The sequence below is a fragment of the Sphingobacterium sp. LRF_L2 genome, from assembly GCF_965644235.1.
Taxonomy (GTDB): domain Bacteria; phylum Bacteroidota; class Bacteroidia; order Sphingobacteriales; family Sphingobacteriaceae; genus Sphingobacterium.
Window position 1 is genome coordinate 116,877 of record NZ_CBFFRI010000005.1, and the last position, 12,968, is coordinate 129,844.

General features: G+C 40.3%; 8 protein-coding genes. 5 read left to right on the forward strand and 3 right to left on the reverse strand.

The annotated features are described in order from the left end of the window. Positions 1-10: 10 nt before the first annotated feature. On the reverse strand, positions 11-1,972 hold the full coding sequence (locus ACSZOX_RS11960) for a SusC/RagA family TonB-linked outer membrane protein (protein ID WP_437920211.1): 1,962 nt from the start codon (positions 1,970-1,972) through the stop codon (positions 11-13). After that, complete coding sequence (locus ACSZOX_RS11965; protein WP_437920212.1) at positions 1,969-2,958, reverse strand: TonB-dependent receptor plug domain-containing protein; 990 nt, start codon at positions 2,956-2,958, stop codon at positions 1,969-1,971. The genes ACSZOX_RS11960 and ACSZOX_RS11965 overlap by 4 nt, the downstream gene beginning before the upstream one ends. 688 nt (positions 2,959-3,646) lie before the next feature. Between ACSZOX_RS11965 and ACSZOX_RS11970 the strand changes: the two genes are divergently transcribed. The 5 genes from ACSZOX_RS11970 (at position 3,647) to ACSZOX_RS11990 (ending at position 11,824) form a co-directional block, all read left to right on the forward strand. Further along, complete coding sequence (locus ACSZOX_RS11970; RefSeq protein ID WP_437920213.1) at positions 3,647-6,904, forward strand: SusC/RagA family TonB-linked outer membrane protein; 3,258 nt, start codon at positions 3,647-3,649, stop codon at positions 6,902-6,904. A gap of 21 nt (positions 6,905-6,925) precedes the next feature. Beyond that, entirely contained in the window at positions 6,926-8,476 is a 1,551-nt protein-coding gene (locus tag ACSZOX_RS11975) for a RagB/SusD family nutrient uptake outer membrane protein (protein WP_437920214.1), read from the forward strand. 692 nt (positions 8,477-9,168) lie between these two features. Then, positions 9,169-9,819: a hypothetical protein gene (locus ACSZOX_RS11980; protein ID WP_437920215.1), complete on the forward strand. Its 651-nt coding sequence runs from the start codon at positions 9,169-9,171 to the stop codon at positions 9,817-9,819. A gap of 5 nt (positions 9,820-9,824) precedes the next feature. Next, positions 9,825-10,574 carry a tyrosine-protein phosphatase gene (locus ACSZOX_RS11985; RefSeq protein WP_437920216.1) on the forward strand — a complete coding sequence of 250 codons (750 nt, stop codon included), beginning with the start codon at positions 9,825-9,827 and terminating at the stop codon, positions 10,572-10,574. A gap of 485 nt (positions 10,575-11,059) precedes the next feature. Continuing rightward, positions 11,060-11,824 carry a tyrosine-protein phosphatase gene (locus tag ACSZOX_RS11990; protein ID WP_437920217.1) on the forward strand — a complete coding sequence of 255 codons (765 nt, stop codon included), beginning with the start codon at positions 11,060-11,062 and terminating at the stop codon, positions 11,822-11,824. A 150-nt stretch (positions 11,825-11,974) separates the two neighbouring features. On the opposite strand, the gene ACSZOX_RS11995 is transcribed toward ACSZOX_RS11990, so the two are convergent. Further along, positions 11,975-12,853: a hypothetical protein gene (locus ACSZOX_RS11995; protein WP_437920219.1), complete on the reverse strand. Its 879-nt coding sequence runs from the start codon at positions 12,851-12,853 to the stop codon at positions 11,975-11,977. Positions 12,854-12,968: the final 115 nt, after the last annotated feature.

Genomic DNA, 12,968 nt, shown 5'->3' on the forward strand with positions numbered 1-12,968 from the left:
CCCTATCGTATTAAAATCCAATATTTAAACCAACTGTCCAGGTCTTGATTTGTGGAGCCGAGTAGAAGTCAGCACCTTGGTTTCGATTCGTTTCCCTGAAGTCTGAGTTTACTTCTGGATCCCAGCCACTGTACTTTGTAAACGTCAGCAAGTTGACCCCGGAGACAAACAGCCGTGCACTGCTCAGGCGTAGCCTTGTCAAGGTAGAAGCAGGTAGTTTATAGCCCAAGGTAATATTTTTCAAGCGTACATAGTCGCCATCTTCCACATGTCGGCTGGAGGCAGAAGCACTGTTGCCGTAGTAAAACCGAAGTTGTGGGATGTCTGTTCTATCGCCCTGTTGTTGCCAACGGCCGAGCTGATCAATAGTCTGGTTGTCAAACCAGTCGCTGCTTGAAGACATAAAGGCACCTGCGCCGTTGATGATCTGATTACCGAATACACCTTGGAATAAGAACGAAAGGTCGAAATTCTTATACGTAAATGTATTGTTAAAGCCCGCAATCACATCTGGATTTGGATCGCCCACGATGAAGTTTCCTGCTTCACCCATATCGTTGGTCGTACCGCGATCTTCCTTGTAAAAAAGAGCATCCCCGTTGTCCGGATCCACCCCCGCAAACTCCGGGCCGTAGAAAATACCGATAGATTCACCTACAATAAGCGAATTCATAAAACGGCCGTCATTGCCTGGGATTTTATCAGTGGCACCATCTAGCTTCGTGATTTTGTTGCGGTTGTAGGCAATATTGAAGCTGCTTGTCCATTTAAAGTTTTCTTTTGAAACATTAATAGAGTTAAGGACAAGCTCAACCCCCCGGTTTTCCATGGAGCCTAGATTCACTGTTTGTGTAGAAAAACCAGATGTTCCTGGTACAGGGACATTGTAGATTAAATCTTTGGTCTTCCGTACATAGTAATCAAGCTCGCCTGTTAATCGACTGTTAAATAAACCAAAATCTAATCCAATATCGATCTGGTCTGATTTTTCCCATTTCAGTTTCGGATTAGCGAGCTGTGTCGTTACCAATACCGAACCATTGTTATATTTGGTTCCTTCGTACAATCCGAGATGTGCGAAATTACCGAATCCATCGGCGTTTCCAGTCAATCCCCAACTACCGCGAAGTTTGAAAAAGTTAACTGTGCCATTGTCTTTCCAGAACTCCTCTTCCGATAAGATCCAGCCAGCGGATACAGCAGGGAAAAAACCGTAACGGTTGTCTACTCCAAATTTCGAAGAGGCGTCTACCCGCCCACTTACACTCAGTAAATATTTGTCATCGAATTTGTAATTCGCTCGTGCAAAGTATGAGAGGTAATTGTAGCGGTTGCCTTTCGTTTCTCCATCTGTAATTTCACCTGCACTGGCTAGTCTGCGTAATTGGCGAGCGGGAAAATCCTGTCCTTCTACCCAAATGTATTCGTCCTCATAGTCCTGATAAGACATCCCCAATGTCGCATCGAAAGCATGTTTATCTGCAAAAAGATTGCTGTATGTAAAATAATTGTTTGTGTTGTAATTAACTGCCTTAAACCATTCCGATTGAGCATAGCCATTGATTCCTGTTCCTGCCTCTGATAATGGACTAGCCCAGTAGTTCATACGTTGATTTTGGATATCGATACCAAATTCCGAGCGAAATTTCAAGTGAGGTATAATTTCATAATCCAAGAATACATTGCCCAAATTGCGGAAACTTTCGGTGCCACGCTCTACCTCATCCACTTCCAGCAAGCCGTTGTAATAGGTTGTTGTTGGTGTATTATACAAGTTCCCATCTAAGTCATGTGTTGGTGTAATAGGAGCCATAGCTACCAGTTGCAAAGGGTTTGTAAAAGCATTATCTGCAGCCACACGGTTTGTCGTGCTTTTGCTCAGGCCGAGGTTGATGCCTATTTTTAAACGCTTACTGATCTCATGGTCTACGTTTAATCGGCCACTGTAGCGTTGAAAAGCATTATTGATCAATATACCATCCTGATCCGTGTAGCTACCGCTGGCGTAGAAACGCGTTTGTTCGTTTCCCCACTACGCCAGTCAGACCAACCTGAGTAGCGGTCTAGGCGACCTTCTACATATTCCAGCCACGAATCTTCGTACTGATCCGGATCCGTAGGGTCTATTCCGTCCAGATTGTCCGAGTTGATGGCGGCCTCCCGTATCAGTTCCACATATTGTGCCGCGTTCAAGAACTTCCGGTGGCCGGTTGCGCTATTTTTCCCGTATTGCGAATTTAGCGTAAATTTCGTTTTTCCCGCTTTTCCTTTTTTTGTCGTGATCAAAACCACCCCATTTGCGGCACGAGATCCGTAAATAGCCGCAGCAGAAGCATCTTTTAGAATGTCGAAACTTTCGATATCGTTAAAATTGATGTCGGTCAACGCGTTCGCGGAAATCCCTTCGTCTGTAATCGGAATACCATCCACCACGTAGAGCGGGGAGTTCGAAGCACTGATCGATCCCGATCCGCGCACACGTACCTTAACGCCTTCGCCGACTTTTCCGCTGTTGGCTTCCACCATTACTCCGGCAGCTCTTCCTTGTAGCGTAGACGTTAAGTTGGCAACAGGCATCCCTTCGATGTCTTCCCCTTTTACACGAGCAATATTTCCTGTCAAATCCTTTTTAATAGAGGTGCCAAATCCGACCACAACCACCTCTTCCAGGTCACTGTTCGCCGGTAGTAAGGTGATTTCTGTTGTATTCGCTGCGGGTAGTTCCAGCGTTTGATAACCCAAAGCAATAAAAGTCAGCAACCTGTTATTCGCCGAAAGCTCAATCTCAAATGCACCGTTTCCATCGCTCGATGTTGCACGATTAGTTCCTTTCTCTTTGACGGTGACCCCCGCGATTGGTTTTCCCGTTTCGTCTTTGATGCGTCCCCTGATCTTGCTTTGCGCAAGAGTCGTAAGGGACAGGCAGCACATCGTAATAAGTAACAGTGTGTGTTTCATGGTTGTTAGTAGTTTAGTTAGTAAATGAAACGAAAACGGAAGGTGTTTTTGTGTTCATTTTTGTTGTTTACACATATTTAGTGTAAAAAAATGATAAAAACAAATATTTTTTAGAATGTTTTTTGTTTTTTTTAAATTTTTTATTCGATTTCATGGTATTTTTTTCATCATTTTGTTATTCTTTTTGATTTTTTAATATTATTTCTTCGCGGGTTTAATCTGTGTTTCGTTTGCTTGTTTGTTACAATTGCTTTTCTTTTATGAAAAAAATCATAAATAATTATTCCATATTAAAATTTCATTCTTTCTACTCTTTTTCGATTTTATTTTTCTATTTCTGTGGAGCAGCAAATGAAAAACGTGTCTCTAGGACGTTTTTTATGCAGAATCAAGTCTCATAAGACTTTACAAAGTTTATTTCATATTGCCCGATGTAAATGAATGTTAACACAACTATTGTTTAGTTTACTTATTATGTTTTATCGCGTTATTTTGTAATTCAAAAATTGATAAAAAATGGTGTTTATTGTTGCTAAAACGTTAAAAGTGTTATAGGTTTCTTGTGCAACTAATATTTTTTTTCTTCTATATTCGTCGCCATCAAGTTCAACTCAGTGTCCATATTAACTGCAAGGCACGAGACGACGTGATCTGAGCAACATTTTCGATAACTAAACAACAACAGCAGATGAAACAAAAACTACTCAGTTTTATTGTTGTGCTTATCTGTCTACTCCAGGTAGTGAAAGCACAAGAAAAACCCATCACCGGTCGGATCACGGATAAGAACGGCGCTCCGCTCGCGGGGGTTACTGTCGTGCTCCAGGACGGAACAAGTGCGACACAAACCGATCAATTTGGGAATTACATTTTCAAAGTCGCGCAAGGCAAGACGATCGTCTTCAAACTTATTGGCTATTCCGAAAAAACAGTTCGCATAGCGGATGCTAACACGTACAATATACAACTCGATCCATTCGATGTGGGGTTGGATGAGGTCGTCGTTGTGGCGTACGGTACGCAAAAGAAGGAGTCTGTCACGGGAAGTATTTCTTCCGTATCAGCCGATGATATCGCGAAACGTCCCATATCCAACGTAATGGGGGCTTTGGAAGGAGCGGCTGCCGGTATTCAGGTTAACAATACCTCCGGCCAGCCTGGTTCAGAGCCCGATATTCGTATCCGTGGATTTACTTCCATTAACAATAATTCTACAGGGAGTGCTGATAATGCATTGTCAAGTAACAGCCCTCTCTATGTCATTGATGGGGCGATCTTTGGAGGGAAGTTCTCCGATTTAAATCCAAATGACATCGAAAGTATTTCCGTGCTTAAGGATGCAGCATCTGCGGCCTTATATGGAAGCCGTGCATCGAATGGTGTTATTATCGTTACGACAAAGAAAGGTAAAGGCGGCACGGGAACAGTTAATGCTTCGATTAATCAGGGTTTTTACTCTCGTGGTGTAAAAATGTATGATCGCATGGGTACGACCGACTTTATGGAAACCATGTGGAAAGGCTACCGCAATTCTTTGATGTCTACAAGTCCCGCAGCCTATCCCAATGCAGAAGTTGCGGGAGCCGAAGCGTCTAATACCTTGATTTCTGATGTATTGGTTGCTAATATTTATAATTTGTCCGATAATGAGCTTTTTGATAGCAATGGAAAACTCAGTAGCGATGCAAAAATAAAAGGAACAATTGGTGAAGATCTGGATTGGTTCAATGCTGTTGAACGTATAGGGCATCGCCAAGATTACAACATCAACGGAAACCAAGGTTCGGAGAAAACCAACGTGTACTATTCAGCAGGCTATCTCGATGAAAAAGGCTACGTCAATCATACCGATTACAAACGTTTTACGGGACGTTTAAGTGCAGATATGAAGCCTGTAGAATGGTTTAAATACGGATTAAATCTAGGTGGTACACATCAGACTTCGAATACGGTTCCCGGCTCTTCAAGTAGTTCAAGTAGTTATGTGAATCCCTATTATTTTGCTACAAATATTGCGCCTATTTATACGGTTTACCAACACGATGCTACAACAGGTGAGTATGTGCTGGACGCAAATGGGAATCGACAGTACGAAGAGGGTACCGGTACCCGCGCGCAAAATGTGGGTCGTCATGCCATTTGGGAGAATGAGTTGAATAAAGATTTTACCACACGTAACACGGTGAACGGACAAATTTATTTCGATGTTAACTTCCTGAAAGATTTTACCTTTTCCGTTAAGGGCGATTTGAATGTACGGAACAATGATGAAGCAACGTATGATAATGCGATTATCGGTGATGGATCTGGCAATAATGGTCGTGCAGGTAGAACAAACTATAGGTATAAAAACTACATGGCGCAAGAGTTGTTAACTTGGCGAAAATCTTTCGGTAAGCATGGCGTAACAGCTTTGTTGGGGCATGAAAACTCGTTTATCAATTATAATTATTTAAATCTTAGTAAAGCAAACCAAACGTTCGAAGGAAATACAACCTTGTCTAATTTTACAGAGATGATCAGCATGACTGATTATCAGGAAAATTATCGCACGGAAGGATATTTCGCTCGTGCAACCTATGGTTATGATGATAAATACTTTGTGGAATCATCGATAAGGAGTGATGGATCTTCAAAGTTTTATAAGGATGTGCGTTGGGGTACTTTTTGGTCGTTGGGAGGCTCTTGGGTCGTTTCGCGCGAGAAATTCCTCGAGCAATATGCCGACAAGATCAACAGTTTAAAGGTGCGCACTGCTTATGGACAGGTAGGTAATGATGGAGGAGCAGGTCTATATGCATACTATGATCTATACAGTATGGAGCAGAATGGCGGGCAATCAGCACTTTATCTTTCTCAGAACGGTAATAAGAGTTTAATTTGGGAGACTTCTTCATCATTCAATGCAGCTGTAGAAGGTCGTTTTTTTAATCGATTCAATCTTTTGGTTGAATATTTCGATAAGCGTTCTGGCAATCTGCTTTTTGATGTGAACTCCCCGTTATCAGCGGGAGCAACATCCACATCAACGGCTGTTTCTACGATAACTTCAAATATTGGTTCTGTATCCAATCACGGATGGGAGATCAGTTTTGATGTCGATGTCGTTCGTAAGCACGATTGGCGCTGGAACGTGGGTGCAAATGCTACTTTCTTGAAAAATAAAGTAGTTCGATTAGCAGAGGAGAACAGAGAAGAAGGCTATATTCCTAGTGATACCAAATATCTTTATAAAGAAGGAAAAAGTATGTATAGTTTTTGGCTGTATAGTTTTAAAGGAGTGGATCAAATAACAGGAAATTCGCTATATACTATTGATCCAGAGAAAATTGATGCAGCGTCCGAAGCCGGACACCTCGTCGAAATCAATGGAACTTCCTACACCACAAATACGACATACGGTTTAAAAGACTGGCATGGATCGGCTATTCCTAACGTATACGGAAGTTTTAATACCTCGCTTTCATACAAGAATTTCAGTCTGTCGGCTTTATTTACCTATTCTCTGGGCGGAAAAGTCTACGACAATACCTATGCATCTTTGATGAGCGTTTCCGCTACGCCTTCAGCGATACATACGGATGTCTTGAAAGCTTGGGATGGCATTCCAAATGGTATGACAGAAACCTCCGCAGATCGTATCGATCCGAATGGCACCCCTGTAGTTGATTATACTTTAAGTGGAAATAATAACGCCCAGTCTAGTCGTTTCTTGGTAGATCGTTCCTACTTTGTAATCAAAAATATTGCCTTAGGATACAGTGTGCCGTCTCAATATCTAAACGCGATTAAACTAAGGACGTTACGAGTCAATATGGGAATAGAAAACCTAGCTACTTTTACCAAATTACAGGGAATGAACCCGCAACAGAATTTCACAGGGACCAATTCCAATTCTTGGATTACCCCTAGAATTGTGTCCTTCGGTGTAAATATTGGATTGTAAACGACAAATACAAGAAAAACAATGAAAGCAAAAAAATCTATATATACTTATTTTGCCGCAAGCATGCTCTTGATGCTTGGTGCCTGTGACAAAGAATACTTAGAAACAGCACCTACGGACGAAATTTCAACAGGAACTGTTTTTGAGACTACTGAAAATGCAGCTATGGCTATCAATGGTATCGCCAAGTTGATGACCATGCAGCACCTGAGTAGTCAGGGTTTTAACGGTGAGGGAACCATAAAAATGTATTACGGGAATTATCCTGGTAATAACTTTTTTGTGAATCTTTCGGGATGGGCTCCTATTATCAATGCGACGTACTTAACGAATAACAGCACCATCTACGATTATTACCCGTGGTATTATTACTATTCACTTATTGGGAATGCCAACAATATTCTTTACTACATTGCTGATGCAGAAGGAACTCAAGTGGAGCGGGATTATATCAAGGCGCAGGCGCTTACGTATCGTGCATATTCTTACACGATGTTATTGCAGGTGTATGCCGCGCGTTGGAGCGATTCAAGCAATGGTACTTCAAACGGGGTTGTACTACGTACGGTTCCTGGTAATGAGGAGCTCCCATTGAGTAGTATGGCTGAAGTTTATGCGCAGATCTATGCGGATCTCGATGAAGCTCTCGATTTATTTGAATCATCGGGCTATGTGCGTTCGGAGAATTACGAGATCGATGAAAATGTCGCCTACGCCGTATATGCCAGAGCCGCTTTAAACAAACAAGATTACGCCAATGCTGAGAGCTATGCTAAGCTTGCGCGTGAAGGTTATGCCCTGATGTCGGTGAGCGATTACAAAGCGGGCTTCGCAAATCCCACTTCGGAGTGGATCTGGAGCAGTTACGGTGGTTCGGAAGAAACATTATATTACTATTCCTATCAAGCATATATCGCCTACAATTCGAATGCGTCTGCCGTACGTAATTATCCAAAATGTATAAGCAAAGAGTTGTATGAACAACTTCCTGAAACCGATATCCGTCGCGATTTATTCTTAAATCCAGACGGTTACAGCAATCTGTCGTCAAGCACAGGTCAGGCAACATCTGGTGGCGACCTGTACAAACATGCTTTCGCCACCTGGACAGACCTATACTCGACCTCATTGGTGTATGCCTATATGCAATTCAAGATCAAAGCAAATGATATGCCTGGTGTAGGACATTTAAATCATTTCCGCTCTTCTGAAATGTATTTGATCGAAGCGGAAGCTAAATATTTCCAAAACAAAGCATCTTCCGAAGTGCATACCGTACTCGATGAATTGATCAAGGCCTCAGGCCGTGATACAGAGTACAGTAGCACCACAACAGGTGCCGACCTCCTGAACGAGATTAAGTTCTATCGTCAGGTCGAACTTTGGGGCGAGGGTTTTGATTGGTTTGATATGAAGCGTTGGGGCGACGCAATCGATCGCAAAACATGGGCAAATGGAGGTAACTTTATTGCCGCCTTGGCCGTAACTATTGCGCCGACCGCCAATAACGCATGGAAATGGGTGATTCCCGAACGAGAAACAAATTACAATCCTTTAGCAACGGAGCAATAAAATATACTGTATACAAAAAAAAGATTTTATCTTTTTTTTGTATACAGTAACTCATTGTGTATTATTTAATCTCCCTAGCTCTTCCGATCTTTCCTCATGGTTATTTAACTTTTTTATTCTTTATTATTACCTAAAGCTAAAAAATAATACCGCGATCGTAGTTCGGGAATTTAAAATACTCGAACATCTTTTTTTCCTTCTATTTGCCTTCAAACTATATGCTATTTAGGCATGTCGTCATTAGCAGCACGACGCCAGCTACGACTAACACAATAGCGTATATCGTGTATGGGGTTCTTTTCATATGTAAATAATTATATATGAGTGTTAGATTTCATTGGAATAAATGAGCTCGTTTCACTCGGTTTGACTTTTAAAGGCCATATGGAATGTCCGGGTTCTTTTCATCCGTGTTTGTGCTTTGCAATCATGGACATTTCATAATAAATTTTACGTTATGGTCTGCAATAATCGATCCCTATCTTAAAAAAGTCATCTTGTTGTTTTTTTTTGTAGCGAAGTAGCTACAAAAATGTGTTGTTTTTACAAATTAGCTAAAATCCTCTTGTCGTAAAGGATCGGTAATCCTCCCTCGAAGTACCTATTTCTTTTTTGAAACCCACCCTTTTGGGTGGGAAAAATAGTGTTACAACGACCTATTTTTGACAAAATATCTCATTTACCGAGAAACAATGATTAATCTAAACAAATATAAGATAGCCGTAGTTGACGGTCGTTCAACCGTATTAAAAGCCTTCAATGATTATTTTGTACAATCGTCATCATTTGATCTTACGATTACGGCAAATAGCGTCGAAGAATTTTATAAAAAACAAGGGCGGGAGCACCTGGATATTTTGCTTTGTGGCGTAGAGCCTGCCTATAAAACTGTGCGTCTATTGTGTGGTGCAGCAGCTTGCCAGCCTAATCCCGCTAACGTAGTTTTATGGAGAGCATTTGACGACAAGAAAGCGATCTTTGAAGGTATTCTCGCTGGTGCAACAGGCTATTTACCCGAATTAGCCCCTATCCCTGTAGTGGAGAGCCGGTTGCTTGCTCATCGGAAAGGAACGTATTGGATCAGTCCCGGATTAGCAAGAAGCATATTAAATTATTTTGAACAGTACGATCACACGAATAATTTACCGTCATTATCCAAAATGGAGTCTTTTCTATTACAGACTGTATCTAATGGTGCTTCAGTGCGTGGTGTAGCTGAGCGATTGAAAGAGCCTGAATTTCATGTGCATGCACTAATACAAAAATTATATCAGAAACTACATGTTACGGACTTAGAGAAAAGCTGCATGTCGTCTGACACCTTGTTAAAATCTTTAAATTAATACGCATGTTTTCAATTTTTAGCCGTAAACGAAAATTTAATGACCTAAGCTGGATGCGTGTTGATATGCATTCCCATGTGCTGCCCAGGTTAGACGACGGAAGTATGTCAATAGAAGAGAGTGTCGATATGGTTTCCAGGTTATACAAACAGGGTATTGTGCAGTTCTACGGAACGCCACATATTCAGAACGATATTTATCCAAACGATCGGGACCGTATCGAGTCAGCCTGCTTAGACTTACGGAATTCGATTCCTATAAATGAGCTAATATTGGATTTTGCGGCGGAATATACTGTAGATCAGTTGCTTGTGGATTGCATTGAGAAAGATCCAGAACTACTCATCTGCTTGCCTCACAAGCATGTACTTCTCGGAATGCCATTCGTAACCGAAAGCCCCTTACTTGAAAAAGCTATTCAAGGGTTAATAGACAAGGGGTATGTACCAATCTTAGGCAATCCCGAACGTTATGTCTATTATCATGATCGCCCCGAAAGATTAGTTCGTTTCAAAGATATGGGTTGTCTTTTGCAAGGCAGTTTACTTTCTTGCTATGGATATTATGGTAACAAGGAAAAGCAAATGATACGCAATCTTCTCGAAAAAGGGTTAATCGATCTCGTAGGGACTAATATACATTATAATCGGCATATAAAAGCCATAGAACATTTTGTTTCGAAACAAGATTTATCTCCTTATTTCTTTGGGAAAATAAAAAATGAAGAACTTTTTCTGAAGAAGAGCTGCGTGTAACCTTGATTTTGAGTTTCCGCATTTATACGAAAAATTTTCAAGTTAAAAGATACCAGTATAATGATATATTGATTTCATGGTGTAAGTTTAGTACTACTATATTAAGTTTTCGGATCAAATAAATTCCATAAACGCTGTTATTGACATTCTTGTCTTTTGCCCTGAGCAATTAAATCAGCTGGTGCTTTTTGTAAAAAGTATTCGATGCTTGTGTAGGGTAGGATTGTTTCCATATTAATATTATCTTAACGAGTTTTTACAAAACATCGTGTTAATTATTTGTTTATCAATTTGTTGTTTTTTTGAGGTACTATTTGTCCCCTCTTTGTCCCCTTCTTTTATCTCGTAAGTAAATGATAGGATTGCTTTATTTGCACTTCGATCGGTGAAACAAGGGCAAGAGCCCTACTATAATTAGCGTGTTTCGCACCGTGAAGATTGTAATAAACCCTTTGCGTATTAATAACTTTTTTGATTAAGTACATATGTTTTCCATTTTTAGCCGCAAAATAAAATTTAAAGATCTCAGCTGGATGCGTGTTGATATGCATTCGCATATACTTCCAGGTTTAGATGACGGGAGTGCATCGTTGAATGAAAGTATTGATATGGTGTCGAGACTTTACGACCAAGGGTTAGTTCAAATTTACGGCACACCACATATTCAAGGTGATAAATATCCGAATGATCGAATGCGTATTGAGTCCGCCTTTTTAAAATTACATGATTCAGCTAAAGTGGCGCATATGCTATTAGACTACGCTGCGGAGTACACGGTAGATGAAAAGTTAATCACCTTAATTGAAGAAGAACCAGAAAGTTTACTGTGTTTACCGAATAAGCACGTTCTCTTAGGTATGTCTTTTCTTAGGGAAAGTCCATTGATCGAAAAAGCGATTAAAAGTTTGAAAGATAGTGGGTACACACCAATATTAGGGAATCCCGAGCGTTATGTCTATTATCAAGATCAATTGCATAAATTAATACGATTCAAGGATATGGGTTGTTTATTACAGGTCAGTCTGCTTTCCTGTTATGGCTATTATGGAAGCAAAGAAAGGCAAATGGTTCGCAGTTTGCTTGACAAAGGTATGGTAGACCTTATAGGAACTAATATTCACTATGGAAGACATATGAAAGCGATCGAGCACTATGTTAGAAAGGAAGATCTATCAACCTGTTTTCTTGGGAAAATACGTAATGAAGAATTGTTTCTAAATAAAAGCAATGTTCGTGCTTTGTTCGCCTAGTTTTTGATAATGCAGGCAGTTTATTTTAGAAGCGGATAAGGTCCGCTTATTTCTTCAAAATTGTAGAAAACCAAATCTATATAGGGAGTAGTTTTGCAGGAAATTGTAAGTTCTATGGTGGTAGGGCATTCGATTAATAACCTGGCAACTCTATTCCTGTTTGGCACAAGAACTCTCTGTACGACCCATACAGGATCTTGTGCCTTTTATTTTACTGAAGAGCAATAGTGTTTGAAAAAACAAGCCGGCTCCAAAAATGATAAATGCTAGGCCTACGTTTGTTAAACGTTCGGCATCGCTTAATATAAAAGAGCTATGTATTTTATTTAATAGCACATTAACAACTATACTTCCTTGAAAGATCAGATGTATACCGTATATCAAGGTTAAGAAATAGATTCGGCGTACGTGTTTTTTCTGTTCAAGCGTATCGTTTTCAAATTGAAAAATAAGATGGCATTGTGCCCCAAAGTATATAAATGCAAGAAGATAACGGAGTTGATAATGCCACTTTTGATCAATAAATCCAAGACTATGACTGAAACCTTCAGACATATTGTTTACCACGATTTTTAGGAGATGTTGTTGCTCATCTGCACTTGCAAATAAATAAGGGATGGTGTCAATCAGTCCAAATAGGGCAGGCAGTAAATGCAGATACGCTAATTTTGGAAGTTGCGATGTAGGATAAAGCGAATATTTAACATAAAAATAGAGGCTTGGTGCAATCAAATAATACATTGGAATGCCCTTATTGTATAGGTAGGGAAAGTGCAGAATAAGTTTGCTGACTATCAAAAAATAAACAACAAAATGCCAAGTCATGATGAATACAGTGGTGCAAAGTAATATCTCACGATAGTTTTTAGATCGTTGCATTAGTTGAAAACGCAGAAATCCCGTTCCAAAACCAAAAAATATACCGAAAAACACAATTAAGGTCTGCCCAATCGTTATCTCCGAAACCATGCGTCTTCCATTCTTGTACTTTGTTTTTTTGCAGGGCAAAGGTACAAAAAATGCCGACATCCATAGGTTTCATTAACTATTGGCAAGGGGGGAAGAAAGTCTGGATAAATTTTAATAAATAGGTCGTTGATCCTTTATGATAAAGGAGTAAATTCACAGAAAATGGAAAAAAAAG

Bases quoted from the DNA above. Each gene is read 5' to 3' on its own strand.
- ACSZOX_RS11970 (WP_437920213.1), top strand. From the start codon at position 3,647: ATGAAACAAAAACTACTCAGTTTTATTGTTGTGCTTATCTGTCTACTC.
- ACSZOX_RS11995 (WP_437920219.1), bottom strand. From the start codon at position 12,853: ATGTCGGCATTTTTTGTACCTTTGCCCTGCAAAAAAACAAAGTACAAG.
- ACSZOX_RS11980 (WP_437920215.1), top strand. From the start codon at position 9,169: ATGATTAATCTAAACAAATATAAGATAGCCGTAGTTGACGGTCGTTCA.
- ACSZOX_RS11965 (WP_437920212.1), bottom strand. From the start codon at position 2,958: ATGAAACACACACTGTTACTTATTACGATGTGCTGCCTGTCCCTTACG.
- ACSZOX_RS11985 (WP_437920216.1), top strand. From the start codon at position 9,825: ATGTTTTCAATTTTTAGCCGTAAACGAAAATTTAATGACCTAAGCTGG.
- ACSZOX_RS11975 (WP_437920214.1), top strand. From the start codon at position 6,926: ATGAAAGCAAAAAAATCTATATATACTTATTTTGCCGCAAGCATGCTC.
- ACSZOX_RS11990 (WP_437920217.1), top strand. From the start codon at position 11,060: ATGTTTTCCATTTTTAGCCGCAAAATAAAATTTAAAGATCTCAGCTGG.